The sequence below is a fragment of the Vibrio sp. M260112 genome (assembly GCF_036533775.1).
Classification (GTDB): Bacteria; Pseudomonadota; Gammaproteobacteria; order Enterobacterales; family Vibrionaceae; genus Vibrio.
Genome location: NZ_JATABH010000037.1, coordinates 19,649 through 36,731, shown reverse-complemented (window position 1 = coordinate 36,731; position 17,083 = coordinate 19,649). Strand labels below are relative to the sequence as shown.

The 17,083-nt window shown below is 44.4% G+C and carries 15 protein-coding genes, 1 tRNA gene and 1 pseudogene; 6 read left to right on the top strand and 11 right to left on the bottom strand.

The features are described 5' to 3' along the window. Window positions 1–377: 377 nt before the first annotated feature. Both QTN95_RS14890 and QTN95_RS14885 read left to right on the top strand, forming a co-directional pair. A pseudogene (locus tag QTN95_RS14890) lies at window positions 378–575 on the top strand (D-serine ammonia-lyase); the annotation flags it as partial. Window positions 576–915: 340 nt separating this feature from the next. Then, window positions 916–1,329, top strand: a complete 414-nt coding sequence (locus tag QTN95_RS14885; RefSeq protein ID WP_331417996.1) for a VOC family protein — start codon at window positions 916–918, stop codon at window positions 1,327–1,329. Between the two features lie 198 nt (window positions 1,330–1,527). On the opposite strand, the gene QTN95_RS14880 is transcribed toward QTN95_RS14885, so the two are convergent. Continuing rightward, window positions 1,528–1,618 (bottom strand) — tRNA-Ser (locus tag QTN95_RS14880). A 316-nt stretch (window positions 1,619–1,934) separates the two neighbouring features. Here QTN95_RS14880 and QTN95_RS14875 point away from each other — a divergent pair. Beyond that, window positions 1,935–2,639: a MaoC family dehydratase gene (locus QTN95_RS14875; protein ID WP_331417995.1), complete on the top strand. Its 705-nt coding sequence runs from the start codon at window positions 1,935–1,937 to the stop codon at window positions 2,637–2,639. Between the two features lie 63 nt (window positions 2,640–2,702). On the opposite strand, the gene QTN95_RS14870 is transcribed toward QTN95_RS14875, so the two are convergent. Beyond that, window positions 2,703–3,278 (bottom strand): hypothetical protein, encoded by a 576-nt coding sequence (locus QTN95_RS14870; protein WP_331417994.1) that lies wholly within the window; start codon window positions 3,276–3,278, stop codon window positions 2,703–2,705. A gap of 161 nt (window positions 3,279–3,439) precedes the next feature. Here QTN95_RS14870 and QTN95_RS14865 point away from each other — a divergent pair, with 161 nt between their 5' ends. Then, window positions 3,440–4,963, top strand: a complete 1,524-nt coding sequence (locus tag QTN95_RS14865; protein WP_138972715.1) for a DUF3612 domain-containing protein — start codon at window positions 3,440–3,442, stop codon at window positions 4,961–4,963. Window positions 4,964–5,248: 285 nt separating this feature from the next. Here QTN95_RS14865 and gntR read toward each other — a convergent pair whose 3' ends face one another. The 8 genes from gntR to QTN95_RS14825 all read right to left on the bottom strand — a co-directional run bounded on the left by gntR (window position 5,249) and on the right by QTN95_RS14825 (window position 13,523). Beyond that, entirely contained in the window at window positions 5,249–6,250 is a 1,002-nt protein-coding gene (gntR, locus tag QTN95_RS14860; protein ID WP_331417993.1) for a gluconate operon transcriptional repressor GntR, read from the bottom strand. Window positions 6,251–6,369: 119 nt separating this feature from the next. Continuing rightward, window positions 6,370–7,863: an NADP-dependent phosphogluconate dehydrogenase gene (gene gndA, locus QTN95_RS14855; RefSeq protein ID WP_331417992.1), complete on the bottom strand. Its 1,494-nt coding sequence runs from the start codon at window positions 7,861–7,863 to the stop codon at window positions 6,370–6,372. Beyond that, window positions 7,860–8,360 (bottom strand): gluconokinase, encoded by a 501-nt coding sequence (locus QTN95_RS14850; protein ID WP_331417991.1) that lies wholly within the window; start codon window positions 8,358–8,360, stop codon window positions 7,860–7,862. The genes gndA and QTN95_RS14850 overlap by 4 nt, the downstream gene beginning before the upstream one ends. 73 nt (window positions 8,361–8,433) lie before the next feature. Continuing rightward, complete coding sequence (locus tag QTN95_RS14845) at window positions 8,434–9,750, bottom strand: TRAP transporter large permease (RefSeq protein ID WP_269375751.1); 1,317 nt, start codon at window positions 9,748–9,750, stop codon at window positions 8,434–8,436. Beyond that, a complete protein-coding gene (locus QTN95_RS14840; RefSeq protein ID WP_331417990.1) occupies window positions 9,743–10,300 on the bottom strand; it encodes a TRAP transporter small permease subunit in 558 nt (185 codons plus the stop codon). The genes QTN95_RS14845 and QTN95_RS14840 overlap by 8 nt, the downstream gene beginning before the upstream one ends. Window positions 10,301–10,379: 79 nt before the next feature. Next, the gene (locus QTN95_RS14835) at window positions 10,380–11,396 is read right to left on the bottom strand and encodes a TRAP transporter substrate-binding protein (protein ID WP_331417989.1); all 1,017 of its coding nucleotides are present in this window, start codon (window positions 11,394–11,396) and stop codon (window positions 10,380–10,382) included. A gap of 245 nt (window positions 11,397–11,641) precedes the next feature. Beyond that, entirely contained in the window at window positions 11,642–12,076 is a 435-nt protein-coding gene (locus tag QTN95_RS14830) for an Mpo1 family 2-hydroxy fatty acid dioxygenase (RefSeq protein WP_331417999.1), read from the bottom strand. A gap of 88 nt (window positions 12,077–12,164) precedes the next feature. After that, window positions 12,165–13,523, bottom strand: coding sequence for a diguanylate cyclase (locus QTN95_RS14825; RefSeq protein ID WP_331417988.1), 1,359 nt, complete (start codon window positions 13,521–13,523; stop codon window positions 12,165–12,167). Between the two features lie 381 nt (window positions 13,524–13,904). Between QTN95_RS14825 and QTN95_RS14820 the strand changes: the two genes are divergently transcribed. Both QTN95_RS14820 and QTN95_RS14815 read left to right on the top strand, forming a co-directional pair. Further along, entirely contained in the window at window positions 13,905–14,975 is a 1,071-nt protein-coding gene (locus QTN95_RS14820; protein ID WP_331417998.1) for a DUF3541 domain-containing protein, read from the top strand. 372 nt (window positions 14,976–15,347) lie between these two features. Next, complete coding sequence (locus tag QTN95_RS14815) at window positions 15,348–16,523, top strand: GGDEF domain-containing protein (RefSeq protein ID WP_331417986.1); 1,176 nt, start codon at window positions 15,348–15,350, stop codon at window positions 16,521–16,523. Here the strand turns inward: QTN95_RS14815 and QTN95_RS14810 are convergent. After that, entirely contained in the window at window positions 16,504–16,791 is a 288-nt protein-coding gene (locus tag QTN95_RS14810) for a hypothetical protein (protein ID WP_331417985.1), read from the bottom strand. The two genes, QTN95_RS14815 and QTN95_RS14810, sit on opposite strands and share 20 nt — an antisense overlap. Window positions 16,792–17,083 lie beyond the last annotated feature (292 nt).

Genomic DNA, 17,083 nt, shown 5'->3' with positions numbered 1-17,083 from the left:
CAAAGACTTAAGTTCAATCAAGTAAACTGGCTTGAGACTTGTACTCAGTTGGAGCGGCTACGCTGCACCGCAGTAGGTTGTACCCAAAGCGCGATGATTGCCAAACAGCTGATGAATCGAAAGCGAATCAATTTACTTCGGTTGGATAGCTAAGCGATTAGCCAACCATTAAATCTCTACTAAGAAACCCACACCAAACCAAAAAATGTTACTGGTGAGCCACTCGATACTCAAAAAAGCCTCAATAGACTCATTCACGCAAAACCGTGACAGACAGAACGCACCCCTCTCCCCCTATCGGACAAATTAATACCGATTTCACCGATAGATTATGCATGGAGCATCAGTATCTTTTAATAGTGCCTGTCCTTTAAGCCCTTGTCGTCGACGAGCAACATCCTTTGTTTGTTTATCTACCTTGTGGTGTCGGTGGAGGGCCAGGTGGCGTTGCCTTTGGTCTAAAAATGGCGTTCGGAGACCATGTGCATTGCATTTTTTCTGAACCCACCCACTCTCCATGTATGCTTCTTGGGGTTCATACTGGACTTCACGACAAAATCAGCGTCCAAGATATAACGTGGAGCCATTTTAACCAGTAGAACGAAGGAATCTAAATTTTTATCCCTTACCTTTTTGGTTCATGTCCATCAGACGCTGTCCCTGCACTGTCAGACCCAACAGACCCGAAAAAACTAAAAGGACAGGCGCATTTAAACTCTGGCGCATTTAAACTCTTATTAGACGGCAAATTATCCTCTTTCATCCTCAGATGATGCATCCTTTATGGCGTGTGTCCTCATCCTTTATGGCGTGTCCTTGTTACTTTACTTTGCTCGGAGCGTTCTCGGAGTGATTTGCTTTCTCGAAAAGTCTTAAAAAGATTACAATCAACGTTTTGAAATAGCGGAAATCAGCATGTCTAAAACTGTTCAGCAGCAAATCGGAAACATCGCTCTAGTCGTCGAAAATTACGACGATGCTATTGAGTTCTATACTCAGAAGCTTCAATTCACACTGGTTGAAGATACTGACTTAGGTAATGGTAAACGCTGGGTTCAAGTTTCTCCTCCAAATTCCAATGGCACGAACTTGCTTTTAGCTCAAGCGAGTACACCAGCACAAACGCAAGCAGTAGGAAATCAAACGGGCGGTCGTGTGTTCTTGTTCCTACACACTAATGATTTCTGGCGAGACTACGAGCTAATGAAGGCAAATGGAGTGGTTTTTAATGAAGAGCCACGCGTTGAAGAATATGGCACAGTTGTTGTATTCCAAGATCTTTATGGGAACAAATGGGATTTACTGCAACTAAAAACAGCAACCCAATAGCACGCGCATAACCAACGAACTTCCTTTGGATAGTCATGTGAGTTTTGTAGAAAAACAGGGGTGGCAATACACGTGTAGTACACGCCAGAAGCCAGTTTTATCAAATACATATGTATCACCTATCTGTGTTAGGTGACTTTTCTATGCTTCAGATACGAAAAAAGCCTTTGATAATCAAAGGCTTTTTCTAAGAATAAGTGGCGGAGAGATAGGGATTTGAACCCTAGATACGCTATTAACGTATGCCGGTTTTCAAGACCGGTGCTTTCAACCACTCAGCCATCTCTCCATTGCGTGGCGTATATTATGTATAGCCCTGCTACTTGTAAAGTATTAATTCACTCACTATGGTTTAACTGCTGAGAAACTAAACAGTTTTTGAAGGCGTATCCAACAGAAAGCCAGCCAAAAGGGCGGAATCGATGGGATAAAAGCTCTATTGTTAGTTTTGCAATAAAATAGTGTTTTATTTATAAGTTCATGTTTTTAATAAAAAATACCACTTTAAGACAACAACTGTACGCCCAAAAGTCGTTGCACAATAGTGTGAACTGTTTCAAAATTACGGAATTAACCGAGTAACATGATCTATTTCTGAGGTTTTTATGAAAGTCGCTGACTTATTTAAACATCGTGGTGAATCAATTTCTAAGCAGCATTCTGAGTTTATGCAGTGGATGTCTCCTACTGTACGCGAATACTGGGGTGAAATTGTTAATAAGGCTCATAACCGCCACCTGTTTACTCGTCTGCGTGATTTTCACATTCCCGCAGTTAACGACGAGTTACGCCATCCGCTAGAAACGCCAACTACTCAGACTCCACAAACAATCGAGTTAAAGCCCGAAGCTCAAAAAGTGTACCTTGAGTTACAGTCTAAGATTGGTGAAGTTATTCATACTGGCGACTGGCTGGATATCTCGCAAGAGAGAATTAACCAGTTTGGTCAAGTGACCGAAGATATGCAGTGGATCCATACCGATCCAGAGCGTGCTGCTACAGAGTCACCGTTCAAGACTACAATTGCGCACGGTTTCCTTACTCTGGCCTTATTGCCTAAGTTGACTGATAGTGTTGATCCAGAGAACAACTTGTTCCCAACGGCTAAGATGGTCGTCAACATCGGTCTTAATCAGGTTCGTTTCCCATACCCTGTGAAATCGGATAACCGCGTACGTGCGGTTAGTACGTTGTCTAAAGTAACGCCTATCCGTAAAGGGTTAGAAATCGAGCGTGAAATTAAAGTTGAGATTGAAGGTGTTCGTCGCGCAGGTGCGGTTGTAACATCCGTTATACAACTTCATTTTTAACGCCAAAATAAACACGAAAAAAGGATACCGAAAGGTATCCTTTTTTCGTTGTAATGCTTGTGGTTATCGAGTCATTGTGTAGCAACGCTCTAGTTGGTAATCGTCACCATTTTTTGCTGTGTACTCTTTCTGCTCAGTACATGCGCTAGGTTTACCTTTTTCGTCGCCTTTAACCACGCTGATCCAGTGGCGCATAGCTGCAATCTCAGTCATAGCCGTAGGAAACATGGTGCAAGTCTCAAGCTGGATATCTTCAATATCGATAAGCTCTACGCAACCTGTGCCTTTATGATTGCCAAAAGTTACTTCCACGTGGCTACCTGTGCCATCTCTAAACAGGATTGATGCTGGGTCTTCTTTTTCACCAGTGTAAGCCACAAAGTGCTTAGAGTGTTTTAGACCGCTGTGGCTGCCGTCTTTGAAGTACGCCATTGCGTGACGGTAGTCGATTACGTAAGCTGTTACGTCTTTATGTGAACCGTTCTCTAGTGGGAACAAACGGTCAAGCAACTGCTTAGCGTTTTGTTGTTTTTCCATTGCTTGGCTAGCGTCTATCGTCTCTACCGCGAAGACTGCTTCAGCGATAAATGGCATATTTTGTTCTTGGATTTCAGTCTTATCGATTGTCAGCATGTTCATAGTGTTCCCCTCGCGGATATTTCACAACTTATTTGTCCTTGCGCAAATATTTCAAATCCCATTCTGTCTATATGTGAATTTGTGACTTTGCTTACTTTCTATACTAGTGAATTTTTTACTACAATTTCACAACAAAAATTTTACAGTGTGAATTTTACAAAATGCCAGTGTCAAAAAGCCTGATCCGCCAGTCCCATTTTCTAGGTACTAAGATAAGAAATCTTAGGAAACGCAACCACTTAACTATGGAAGATCTCTCTGCTCGTTGCATAAGGGTTAATCCCGAGTATGCGCCATCGGTTTCTTACTTATCGATGATCGAACGTGGAAAACGGGTCCCTAGTATCGATATGTTGGAAGTGATCGCCGAAGTTTTTCAAAAAGATCCGACTTGGTTTCTTGACGATGAACCCGAACAAGCGGATATCACACCAGACAAAGGAAACCGAGGCGGGATCAGTGGTATGGCACTCGAGCCAAGCTTCCTGTTTTCAAACGATATTTTACAGATAGCTATCCCTGAGATGCTTTCACAAACTGGTATTACTGGCCGCCAGTTTGCGCATTTACTGATTCGAGCACACCAAGAGAGCAATCAGAACCATTTCCCTGATCTTGAAAGAGCAGCAGAGGAAGTGGGCCTGAAACGACTTAACCTCTCTGCCGAAGATCTCATGGATATCGCTCGTAGCCTTGGGTTGACTATCCGCTGGATTTCACGACCACCACAAGACGTCGTTGACGAGCTGGGTGTCAGCGCTAAACAAGTGGTTACCTCGTTCTTTGAACCACCAGGTACCATCTTCCTCAATGAAATTTTAAAGCTGTACCCTACTCGCCTTAAGTACGACCTCGCCGTTTATATTGGGCACTGTGTTTTACACAGCAAAGAGGGACTCAAGAGCGTACTCTCTGTTGGCCATGCCAATAGTTGGGAAGAGAGCAACCAATCAAGTACGACGTCTGAACTTAACTCACAGGACATTTTGCAAGCTTGGCGAGACTTTGAGTCAAGCTTCTTCGCCGGCGCACTACTGTGCCCTAAGGTTCCATTTAGGCAGTTACTGGACCGCAGCGGGTACGAAATCGACGTACACTTAAAAGCGGGCGTTTCCCCTTCCGTTGCGATGAGACGAATGACCGTCGTTTCTCCTTACCCTCACTGGCACTATTTTGATGCCTATGGTCAAAATAAGCTTAAAGCAGTCTACCGAGGCAACGGGATCCCTCTTCCTTGGGGGAACATGCGCAAAGTTAACGATCCATGTCAGCACTGGGCGGTGTTTAGGAAATTATCAGAACCACAACAGGGAAGCTCTGCTCAGATCTCAATTCTGAATGTCGGTGACGAGCCAAGAATTTACTGTTGTGAGTCGGTAAATATGACCGATCCCGCAGGCAACAACCGCGTGCTTTGTGCCGGTATCGATCTCAATCCTGCGATTGATGCGCAGGGAGGAAACTCACTTGAGATTGCCGAAGAGCTTAAAGCTCTATGTGTCGGAAACGGGGGAAGCGCTGCGATACCACGCCATATACGAAAGGAATTTACGACTATCGCAAAGATTCTCAATATTAACTGGATCGAAAGAGGTATTGAGTCGGACGCGCGAGTGATCTGTTCAAGAGGCGCAGTGTGCCCTAGAAAACCGAGTTGCTACAGTGGGTGCCAAGAGGCTGAATAATTTCGATTTACGGCGCTCAAATAGAAAAAAGCCAATCACAATATGGGTGATTGGCTATATATAAGTGTGAACAAGATAGGTTCACTAACAACGTCAGTTGGCTAGGTGACCCTCGGCTTAAGAAGGGTCAAACTACACGAAGCAGAATGCGTGCCAACTTTCACTAAGCCAATATTTGCTTGTTTTTGCTTAATTCATAACCTAATTCATAAAAACTAAGCGCATAATAGATTTTCAAGATGCAATTATAAGCAAAATGCAAAAGCTAACATTTGCATTTTGCAACTATATGCTTTCACCAAGTTCTATCCGGTAACCAAGATCAATGCTCTCCTGCCATTGTTCTTTGCCTTTCAATCTCTCAATGATTTGCGTCGCAGCGACATGACCGATTTGTTCACGTGGCGTTATCACTGTCGCGAGCTTAGGTATCATCGCTTGACTGATATCATGACCGTGGAAACCCGCAATCGCCATCTGTTGTGGAACGAGAATACCGCGCCTCTGACATTCGTATAGTGCACCAATCGCTAAATCATCATTCGTACAGACAATCCCATCGACTTGTGGGTACTGCTCTACCAACTCTCCAAGAAGCTTCGCCCCCAGAGTAAAAGAGGATGCATCTTCCGTCTGCAAGCTAACGGTTTCCAAGCCCGCCTCAGACATTGCCTGATGATAGCCATCCATTTTCAAACGCGTACGCTCATCCATACGAGCAGCAAAATAGGCGATGTGCTTCCTACCTTTGGCCAGAATCGCTTCTGTCATTGATTTGGATGCCTGAGCGTTATCAAATCCAACCGCCTGTTCAATACGTGGAGAATAGCTGTCCATGATTTCAATGATTGGGATAGAGGCCGTTTGCAGCATCTTTCGTGCTTTCTCGGTATGCACATTTTCAGACAAAATAATGGCGTCAACGTTGTATGACAGCAGAGATTCGATGCTTCGCTCTTCTATATCCGTGCTATATCCATAGTGAGCAATCATGGTCTGATAACCAGCAGGAGTTGTTACCGACTCAATACCTCTTATCACTTCGGCAAAGACTTGGTTCGTTAAAGATGGAACCAACACACCGATGGCATTGGACTTAGCGTTTGAAAGAATGTCCGGTGCTCGATTGGGAATATAGCCCAGCTCTTCAACCGCCTGATTTATTTTATCTTTTATAGCTTCGGAAACCTGTGATGGGTCGCGTAGACAGCGGCTGACTGTCATTTTAGTTACCCCTACTCGATCTGCGATATCTTGTAAGGTCGGTCTTTTCTTCTTATTAGCCATAACTGAGTTTCTATGCATCTTCCTGTTTGTGTTACTGGTAACATAGTACCTTTCATCGGATATTATTTTATTGTTACAGGTAACAAAAAAGCGTTCACAATTTGGTGAACGCTCTTATTTCATACCCTAACTTGATTTCTTGGCTCTAAATGCCAGTTCAAATGGTACTTCGCCGCCTCATCTTCATCTATACGCGAGTAACTGTGCGCTCCAAAATAGTCGCGTTGTGCCTGGAGTAAATTGGCCGGTAGAACATCGCAACGTAAAGCATCAAAATAACTTAATGCAGAACTTATCCCCGCCATCGGGACACCCGTCATCGCCGACTTAGCAATGCTTGATCTCCAACCATAAGAACGGGATTTAAGCTCAGTGGCAAAGTGCTCCGCGAAAAGAAGGTTGTCCAAATCAGGTGTAGCCCTATAAGCCTGCGTGATTTGTTGCAGAAAGACAGCTCGAATGATACATCCTGCACGCCAGATTTTGGCGATATTGGCAAAGTCGAGCTGCCACCCTTCCCTATCGGAGGTCACTTTTAGCAAATCAAACCCTTGCGCGTAAACGGTCAGCTTGGCGCAATATACAGCATCATGCAATTCACTGATGGTCTGTTGCTGTTCTAGCCCCACGAGAGGCTCAATATCCGTACTTAAACAATTTGCCGCCGTCGTACGCATCGATTTCTGGCTGCTTTGAGCTCGGGCGAAAACGGCTTGCGCGATCGTAGGTGCTGGCGCACCTTGTTGAAGAGAGTTGACCGCCGTCCATAAACCCGTCCCTTTCTGGCCCGCCTTATCTAAGACAATTTCAACAAAAGGCTTTCCGGTGACGGGGTCAAGAGTTTGCAGTATGTCCGCACTGATTTCCATCAGGTAGCTATTAAGAACGCCTTGATTCCACTGGGCAAAGACTTGACCAATCTGTTGCGCGGACATGGACAGCACACTAGACATAAAGTGGTACGCTTCGCAGATTAACTGCATATCCGCATATTCAATGCCATTGTGAACCATTTTCACATAATGACCCGCGCCCGCTCGGCCAAGATAAGCCGCGCAAGGCTCTCCAGCTTCAAATTGACCCACAGGGATGCCATTGCTATCCACTTTCGCTGCTATCGCTTGCCACATCAGTTCGATTTGCAACCATGCTTCCTCGTCCCCACTCGCCATTAATGAGGGACCAAATCTGGCGCCAATCTCACCGCCAGACACTGCGGTACTGAAAAAGCGTAGCTTACCTTGATACTCAACCTCACGACGTTCGCTGTCCGTCCATAAGCTGTTGCCTGTATCGACAACAATATCTTCGCGGCTTAATCCTGCGTTTAACAAATCCACAATCACCGAATCGACGATGGAACCGGCTGGAACAGACAGTGCAATAACGCGAGGGGATGCGAGATTGGCCAGTAGCTCACCTAAGTCCATAGCGGCCAAATAACGACCCTTTTTGGGTTGCTGTGACAATCGCTCTGCTTCACTTTTTGCCCTAGCTTGATTTGTCGGATCGATATCAAATCCAACCACTGAAAAACCATGGTCGATAAGGTTTAAGGCAAGGCTTTTGCCCATCACTCCTAATCCGATCATTGCGATATTTGCGTTGCTCATACCGTTTTCGCCTCAATTGCGTTTAATGCTTGTTGTACGACTTGCTCTACTGATTGAGAAATATCGATATGCAGCGCTTCATCATTAGTCGGCTCAACCAAAGTATCAAACTGGCTGCGCAACATGGCCTCACCATTGAAGTAGTGGTTAGCGCGATTTTTGTGGCGAGCCCATATGGTGTCAAAGTCTCCTTTCAGATAGACAATCACAAGTGATGAGTTCTCACTACGTAAAATATCGCGATACTCTGGTTTTAACGCGGAGCAAGCCACAACGGCACATTCATTGTCGCGGTACAGTTTATTCAGAGTGTGAAGCCAGCCGATACGGTCTTCATCATCAAGGGGAATACCCTGACGCATTTTTTCCACGTTAGCCTGAGGATGAAAATCATCGCCATCGTAAAAAGGTAACTGTAACGATTTGGCTAACTCGCTGCCAATCAGGCTTTTGCCGCAACCCGACACGCCCATTACTAAGATTTTTTTTGCTTTCATCGGACAATACTAGCCTTAGCCTTCTTAACTTACCGAAGGCTGTGAAGTTCTAAATTTCTATACCGTTTAGTGGCTATTTCCACCACATCGCTAATTCAGGGAAGACAATCACAAGTCCTAACACCAAGATCTGAAGGCCGATAAATGGCAATAGCGAACTGAATATTTCACCAAGACTAATGTCTTTAGGCGCAACAGATTTTAGATAAAACGCCGCGGGACCAAACGGTGGTGACAAAAATGAAACCTGCATGTTGAGACAGAACACCACACCAAACCAAACTGGATCAAAACCTAAACCGGTAATAATCGGCACAAAAATAGGCATTGTCAGCAACGCTACGCCAACCCAGTCAAGGAACATGCCGAGTACGAGCAGAATCACCATCATGATCAGAAGCGTACCAATTGCGCTACCACCACTTAGGCTTAGAATCACTTCTTCAACAAAGTTGATGCCGCCCATCAGGTTGTAGATACCGACAAGTGCGCTGGCACCAATGCCTATCCACATGATCATCCCGCAGGTTCTCATCGTCGCAATCGCGCTTTCCTTCAACATGGTGTAATTCATTTCACCACGGATAATCGCTGAGATCATGATACCAACGACGCCCAGAGCCGAAGCTTCTGTAACCGAAGCGACACCCGTGTAGATACTACCCAATACTACGGCTACCGACAGTAACGGGAAGAACAACGCTTTGAAGTAGCTGACCTGTGGTTCCTCTGTTTCATCACTATCGCTTGGGATAGGCGCTAAAGCAGGATTGATCTTACAACGAATGAGTACATATGCGATGTAGCAACCAGCGAGAATAAACGCAGGAAGAAACGAAGCTTTAAACAGGTCGCCAATCGACACGCTTGCTGTCATACCGTAGATAATCAATACAATGCTAGGCGGAAGCATGGTACCAAGGGCGCCACCAGCACAAGTCGTTCCTATGGCTAATTTACGGTCATAACCTAGACGCAGCATTTGAGGTAAAGCTAGGATGCCCAGTAACACGGTTTCACCACCAATCACACCAGACATCGATGCCAAAAGTACCGCAACCATAAGCGTCTGTACGGCGACACCACCCCTGACCTTGCGACCCACCGATTTCATTGCATCAAACAGATCTTTTGCAATACCTGATCGATCCAGTAGTGCAGCCATCAATACGAACATCGGCACTGCAAGAAATACATATCCAGATGCGAAACTGTACGTACGGCTTGCAATCAGAGGCAAGGCGTCAGGACCAAACCAAAACAGAGTGAAAAAGATGGCAACAAAGCCAGTAACAAAAGCCAACTGCATTCCTGTCAGCAGTAAGCCAATCATCATTGCCAGCATTAGAGCACTGCCCCAAGCAATGCCTATCGAAGATAAATCAAACATTATCATTGTTCCTTAGCCCCATGATTTCTTGGATCAGGTGCAATACAAACTGGACAACAAGAATACATAAGACAACAAAGATGATGCCTTTAAGTAACGCGGGATAAGGGGCGTTCAAGACAGAACCCGATGTTTCTAGCCGCAGTTCGCCCCATGGAGTAAACCAGGCTTCATTGGCTAGTGAATATGCCGCGTAGGCAAGCATTCCTGCAAACGCTAACCCAACAACATGATGGACAATATTGAGGTATTTTCGCGTACGCGATGACACCGCATCATAGATCAATACGACTCGTACATGTTTGTTAGCAGCAAAGGCATAAATACCACCAACGATAAAGAGTGACCCACCGATAAAAGAGGCGGTTTCGTGAACCCAAGTAGTCGGAGCATCAAACGCATAGCGCATGACCACTTCATAGAAGGAGATCAGAACGGTGGCGATAAAGAACCAACTGAGCAGATTACTGATTTTTATAATGGCGCGATCGAGTATATTTCGCGGCTGCTCTTCCGCTTGAGGTGGTGTATGCGGCGTTTTATCAGTCATAACAAATGTTCCAAAAAATTGGAGGGCGTAAGCCCTCCAGAGAGAAGCTAAACAGGAAGGTTAGCTTTAAAGCTGATGATTACAGTAGGCCATTTGACTCTAAGAAAGACGTCACTGAGTCATATACCTTCTGTGCATTCGGTGAACGTTCAGCAAATACTTTCCATTGAGTCTTAGCGATCTCACGGAATTTCTTACGCTCTTCGTCAGACCAGTTGTGGATCGTAATATTTGGATTTGCCTGCGCTTCTTTAACCGCAATCTGGTCTGCCATTTTCAGTTGCGTTGTCATGTCGTAAGAGAAATCACGCACTGATGTTTGTAAGATGGTTTGTAGATCCGCTGGCATCTTGTCCCATTTCTTTTGTGAGATAGAGATATCAATCAGTGGCAATGAGTGGAAGCCAGGTTGAACAGGATGCGTTGCGATATCATTCATACCCGCTTTCTGGTTCGTTGAAAATACCGTGTAGTCCGCGGCATCAATAACGCCCTTGCTTAGTCCGGTAAATACTTCCGACCCAGGTAGGTTTACCGGAGTCGCGCCTGCTGCGGCAAAAACCTGCTGCACAAGTCCTTCCGGAGCACGTAGCTTGAGACCTTTCAGATCATCAACACCATCAATTGGCTTCTTAGAGATAAAAGATTCTACGCCTGTGGTCGATGCACCAACAAACTTAACACCATACGGAGCGTAAAGCTCTGTCATTAGCTCGTTACCACCACCGTAGTTCATGTATTGAAGCAACTGAGTCGTATCAGACCACGCACCAACCATGTTACCAATCAGACCAAATGCTGGATCTTTACCAGAAAAATAGCCAGTCGCAGTCACTTGGCCATCAAGGATACCCATTTTGATAGCACCTAAAGTCTCAGTGTGCTTCACCACTGAACCTACTGGCAGCAAATCAATTTCAATACGGCCGTTAGACATTTTTTCTACACGTTCCGCCCAATTCTGTTGAACCTTGTAGTTCAGGTCACCAGAAGGATCTGACGACTGAATCTTAAGGTTAAAATCTGCCGCGAATGCAGAGACAGAGAATAGACCGGTAATGGCAGTGGCAAGCAGAGTTTTCGTCATTGCTTTCATAATGAGGGGTATCCTTTATTTGTTTCAGTTGTCCAGGTAAGCCTATATGACTTTTGGTTTACTACCGGATGTAATTCTTATGTTACCGGTAACCTTTGCCAATGTTACCGGTAACAAGCAACCGTTTACCATGACTATGGTCACAATTGTTAACAACAATGAGGATAAATGAATAATGAAAAGAATAAATGTGAACTTGCCCACATGTAATGGGCAAGTGAATAGATAGGGATATCGATCAGATCTCAGTGTTTTCTAAACACCCACACCGGGCCGATAAGCAAAAACTGAACGTCTTCGAAGAATGAGGGTTTCTTACCCTCGATCTTATGGCCGATAAATTGAAAAAGCCACAAAACCGCAAACAGCACTAAAGAGACAAACAACACCGAGAGCTGTAACACTTCTAATGACCAAATCAACGAAATACAAGCTAGGGTAAAACCGAGCATCATTATGAATACACTTAACGATAACCTGAAATAAAACACCATGACAGGCAATGCAGCAAGCCACACCCAGTTAAGTGTCATACCAAATAGTTGAATGGGTGGAATAGACCAAATCAATCCAACAACAGAAAGAAAAATACCGGGAACCGCAACCTTATGAATTTTTTGGTTGATCGGATTCTGATGGCTTTCACCATACTCATTTAACCACTGAGACAAGTCCTTCATACTCATATACCTGTAATGCTCCTTTACTATTTCTATAGCATGGGTTTACCAGCATTGCAGCGGTATAATCTCTTTTTGTGAGAACTCTTTATATCTGCCTGCGTTTTTCTTCGTACATCCTAGAATCCGCGAGTTTAAACATCTCTTCTATGTCTTCAAATTCAGGGTCATAGATAGCATATCCAACACTCACTCGTAGATTAATTAAGTGCTGTTCATAGATAACAGGCGTATGGCAGACGGCTTTTTGCAGCTCGATATTGATTACGTCAATATCCTCTGTGCTTGCGACTCTCGGCAGCAACACCAGAAACTCGTCGCCGCCCATACGAGCAACAATGTCTGAGGTTCTGAGCACGCTTTTCAGCCTCTCGGCAGTTGCAACAAGTACCTTGTCCCCTGCCGCATGGCCAAACGTATCGTTAATCGCTTTGAACTTATCTAAATCGATATTAAGAATGGCAAAAGAGTCACCGCCCCCGTTCTTTTTCACCGCGTTAAAATGCTCAGCAAAGGTATACATAAAGTAGCGACGATTGGGTAGCTGTGTCAGTTCATCACGCAGGGCACGATCATTCGCCGCTATATAAAGCCGATAGGTAGCAATAAAGGCCAAGATAAGCATAATTATCATCGGATAGCCAAGCAGTCTAACCACGTGTACTCGGTACCACTTAGCTCCACTTAGCAAGTCACTTTTCGTCGATGCAGCGATCTGCCAGCTACCGTATGGAAAATACACAGACTCTGAGGCGAATGCTTGATCAAACGTCGTTTGAAAACCGTAAAACACCTCACCTTCCGATCCTGAGCTATCGGCACCACGCATCGCTAGATTGTAACGATGCTCAAACGAGGCAACACCTGCTTCAGAAAAGAGTGAGTCCAAAGAAATCACCATACTGCACACACCCCAGTAGTCAGTGTTGTAAGGAGGATCGGAAAAAATCGGTACACGTGCGATCAGAGCTTTACCACCCTGTACCAAATTGACGGGGCCAGAGATAAAGACGTCTTGGATTTGCTGGGCTTTTTTTACGGAACGCCATTGACTGGGAATGGATTGATAATTCAATCCTAAAACCGCTTCGTTTCCTTCCAACGGATAAACGAATTTAACGACATCATTCGGCGCTAGCCCTAGCAATTGAACATGGTGGCTCTTACGTATAATGCTCGATGCGATAAGATCCCATCCTGAAAAATCAAATTCTGGATTGGATGCAACCAGAGCGGATAACCCATTAGCAACATAGATATCTGAGACAATCGCGGCTTCAAGCTCCGACCGAACAATGGATAACTCTTCCTTAGCACGGGACAGCAAACTATCACGCAAAAACGTTTTCTGACTTCGGTCAAGTGACTCAACCAGCCCAACAAAAAATACAAAGGTCATCAAAAACAGCGCATTAATATAATGCTGCCTGCCCACATGATAGGCCATCCATCCCCCACAACTATCACAGACACCAGAGCAAACTCAATCTCAACTCATTGACGTATCCATACGTGCTAGTGTTAATTATTATTAATATTAGTTATATAAAACGTACATTAAATTGGTCGAAATTTCATCGACAATCGACAAATATATTATTATCACCCCACCAATTCTTGCGCATCATCAAAAAAATCAGTGGTACCAATGCTTATATAGATCGCTTTGGGATAGACACCCAACCATCGGCGAATAAAAAAACAACGTTTATGTAGCAAGCATGTAAGCAATCAAACCTTACTTTTATCTGACCCTGAGCTTACATTTAAGGAAGGAATGACTAGTACTATGCCACCATACCCTAACACCTTTTTTATAGGTTATACCATGCATAAAAAGCTGATTGGCTTGTGCCTTAGCGCAATCCTCATACATACACCGACCGCATCGGCAAACACAGCGAGCTTTGAAGCATCCGCAGATCTTATTCGCAATACGTATGAAAGTCAGCTCTATACCCTCCCAGCCTTTAAAGAAGGACACTACGGCTTAAGGATGTACCGTCAAACGCTCGATGACAAATATTCGGCCGCGGTTTGGAGTGATATGGCTCGTGTCGCAAGTCGACTTAATCGTTTCGCAGCAGAAGTTCATACCCCAGAACAAATCTTACTTTACTCTGAAAAGCGCCTTTCTGGCTACACTGATGAGACGGATGAAAGAAGCATGAGGCGTTATAACGTCACAAAACACATGCCTGAATATCTCTACCTTGGTGTTGATTTACTGGGTTCGATGGCACGCGCCAACGAGTATGGTCTAAAACACAAACAAGACGATATGCTTCGTTCCATTATCCGCCGCTATGACTTTAGCAAGTATGCGACAGACCAAGAGATGATTAAGGCTTGGGCCGCACAGCTAGCCAATCAGGTCTACTGGCTAAGGCAGCTAGGTGAGCAAGATGTCGTCGATAGTTTTACAACCGCATTTAAGCAAGCCTATCCAGAGGTAGAAGACAAAAAACTGTCCAACCAGCAGTACGGAAACAAACTCTATGGTATGACCCATATTATTTTTGGCGACTCTGAATACTATCAACATTTGGTAAGTGAAAAGCAGCATCAGTGGATTTATGACTATTTCCGCCAAAACATCGATACCATTCTCATTCGAGCGAAAGAAGACGTCATCGCGGAAGTCGGTATCACGTTTCTACTCGCCGGACTCGAAGATGATCCGGTCGTAGAAAAAACTCGCTACGCTATCCAAAAAGCGATAGATAGTGAGAAAGGGATGATTCCTTCAGTCACTGGAGATTTCGATATCACATACGGGGAACATCGGAACGTCCTAGCGATCATGTTGCTTGATTGGCAGAAGGTCAATGAGGCTCCAACAGTGAAGGGCCAACCTAGCGTTTTCACATCCCTCCCGTATGGACTTATCCCGCAATAACAACTTTAAATCCGCCAGCCCTTCTCTTTGGGCTGGTTTTCTTCCTGCGCAGAGGCGAGACATGACGCACGAAAACCTCCAAAAGTGATAGATTTATTTATTATAAGTATCGGCGATTCCATAACAATTGCAAAAAATTCAATCTCGCTGTAATCCGTCAATAATCTACCGCCATAAATAATTTACGCATGAATACAGTCGCTTACATATGCGTCAAAACTCAGTACAACTAATACACCTCACAACCAATAAGCACCGAATGGCATATAAATTACTGATTACTCTTATTTTTGCGAATTTCATGGCTCGTTCAGACTTTGTTTTTTCTTCTAGACTTTGCTTGAGGGGTTATGTGTAAAGGATAATGACTATATGCCACAATTTGCTGGGCGAAAGATAGCTGAAATGGCGGATATCAGAGCAACGCGCAAGAGCAAGCTTGTGCTACTCTGTTCGATTATTGCCATTGTGGTCTTGCTTAGCTATGGTGCGTTAAGGCTCACCACTCAAGACTACTTCTTTGCCTCGGTGAATTTTTTCTCAGCCACTGTATTGATAGTTAATCTCTACTACTTATTCAAGTACCTACGCCACAACCACTGTGACGTGGTTTTGAGTGGGATATTATTGTTTCAAGCCACTTTACTACTGATTTATGGTGAACATATGCCAGATCGGATTCTATGGCTTTATCCTATAGTTGCGGTGCTTATTTTCGCCAACAACTTCAAAACTGGCGCGATTTTAAGCTCAGGTTTGTGTGTTGTTGCTGCTCTCGCGGTACTTTTCGCACAGGCTTCCCCTTACACTACCGATGCTTTTCAGGGACGCTTTGTAGTGAGCTTGCTTGCGCTCTGTGTACTCTGCAATGTCACAGCTTTCTATTACTCTAAAGTGATGAAATATGTGCAAGATCTCTATAAAGAAGGGATTGAAGATCTCGCTTATTTGGATCAACTCACTGGACTTGCTAATCGATGGAGCTTTGAAAGTTGGGCCGCAGGCAAACTAGAAGAACAAAAGAACAGCAACAAGGTGACGGCAATGGTGTTTCTCGATATCGACAACTTTAAAGCGATTAACGACACCTACGGACATGACGTTGGCGACCGAGTCTTACAACATCTCGCGAATCGGCTCAAAAACAACATCCGTAACAAAGATCGTCAAACCGACAGACATGATTATTCCATTGCTCGTTTTGCGGGCGACGAGTTTGTTCTGCTGCTCTACGATGTAAACTCAATAAAGGATTTGGAGGGTATTCTTAAGAGGATATGTCAGGTGTTCTCTGACAGCTATCAAGCATCGGAACGCATTAATGAACTCACCGTCAGCGCAGGAGTGGCGCTCTATCCTCAGGATGCAACTAACCTTCCCGAACTCACTCGTTGTGCCGATAAAGCGATGTACGCCGCCAAACATAAAGGCAAAAACCAATACCGATTTTATCGTGGCTATGACAATGACTTTCAAAACAATGGCGAACACGCCAGTGACTTGTCTAAGGTAACACCAATAAAAAAGTTTAACCGGTCATGTACATAAGCCACAACGATATCGCCATGACCACGATCAACCAAGCCGCATAGCGGATCGTATTAGGTTTATCTCGTTTTGGTGTCACAATAGGTCTAAATGCGGCTTCGCGAGCAGCTCTCGCATTAGCAGCAATCGTTCCTCTTTCGACTTCCTCCTCACGACGCTTTTGCGCTTTGTGAGCAACCTTGCCAAAGCGATGCAATTGGTCGGCCGTCAATTCCTTACTTGGATCGTAACGACTATGGGAGTCAGTGTGTTTTGGTACAACAGCCATAAGCACCCCCTCTCAAGCTTATTCTTGTTTAATTATAGCCAATAGTTACATTAATAAAATTGCTAATAACTGAGGTTATATTCGAGATTTCCGATTAATTATACGTAAAACTTGGCTTAACAAGCGCTATAAATGTTTTGCAAGTTTTATACCAGACGAGCAAAGCCAGGTAAGATATTAATTTAAATAAGATTGGATGAGAGAGAAGAAGGCAATCAAGTGCGAGGGTCAATTTGATTGTCAAAATGAATGGGCCTGAAGTCATTGTGCTAATAACCTCAGGCAAACAAAA

Bases quoted from the DNA above. Each gene is read 5' to 3' on its own strand.
- QTN95_RS14875 (WP_331417995.1), top strand. From the start codon at position 1,935: ATGAAAGTCGCTGACTTATTTAAACATCGTGGTGAATCAATTTCTAAG.
- QTN95_RS14850 (WP_331417991.1), bottom strand. From the start codon at position 8,360: ATGAAAGCAAAAAAAATCTTAGTAATGGGCGTGTCGGGTTGCGGCAAA.
- QTN95_RS14835 (WP_331417989.1), bottom strand. From the start codon at position 11,396: ATGAAAGCAATGACGAAAACTCTGCTTGCCACTGCCATTACCGGTCTA.
- QTN95_RS14815 (WP_331417986.1), top strand. From the start codon at position 15,348: ATGCCACAATTTGCTGGGCGAAAGATAGCTGAAATGGCGGATATCAGA.
- QTN95_RS14830 (WP_331417999.1), bottom strand. From the start codon at position 12,076: ATGAAGGACTTGTCTCAGTGGTTAAATGAGTATGGTGAAAGCCATCAG.
- gntR (WP_331417993.1), bottom strand. From the start codon at position 6,250: ATGGCTAATAAGAAGAAAAGACCGACCTTACAAGATATCGCAGATCGA.
- QTN95_RS14870 (WP_331417994.1), bottom strand. From the start codon at position 3,278: ATGAACATGCTGACAATCGATAAGACTGAAATCCAAGAACAAAATATG.
- QTN95_RS14810 (WP_331417985.1), bottom strand. From the start codon at position 16,791: ATGGCTGTTGTACCAAAACACACTGACTCCCATAGTCGTTACGATCCA.
- QTN95_RS14845 (WP_269375751.1), bottom strand. From the start codon at position 9,750: ATGTTTGATTTATCTTCGATAGGCATTGCTTGGGGCAGTGCTCTAATG.
- QTN95_RS14885 (WP_331417996.1), top strand. From the start codon at position 916: ATGTCTAAAACTGTTCAGCAGCAAATCGGAAACATCGCTCTAGTCGTC.
- QTN95_RS14825 (WP_331417988.1), bottom strand. From the start codon at position 13,523: ATGGCCTATCATGTGGGCAGGCAGCATTATATTAATGCGCTGTTTTTG.
- QTN95_RS14820 (WP_331417998.1), top strand. From the start codon at position 13,905: ATGCATAAAAAGCTGATTGGCTTGTGCCTTAGCGCAATCCTCATACAT.
- QTN95_RS14840 (WP_331417990.1), bottom strand. From the start codon at position 10,300: ATGACTGATAAAACGCCGCATACACCACCTCAAGCGGAAGAGCAGCCG.
- gndA (WP_331417992.1), bottom strand. From the start codon at position 7,863: ATGAGCAACGCAAATATCGCAATGATCGGATTAGGAGTGATGGGCAAA.
- QTN95_RS14865 (WP_138972715.1), top strand. From the start codon at position 3,440: ATGCCAGTGTCAAAAAGCCTGATCCGCCAGTCCCATTTTCTAGGTACT.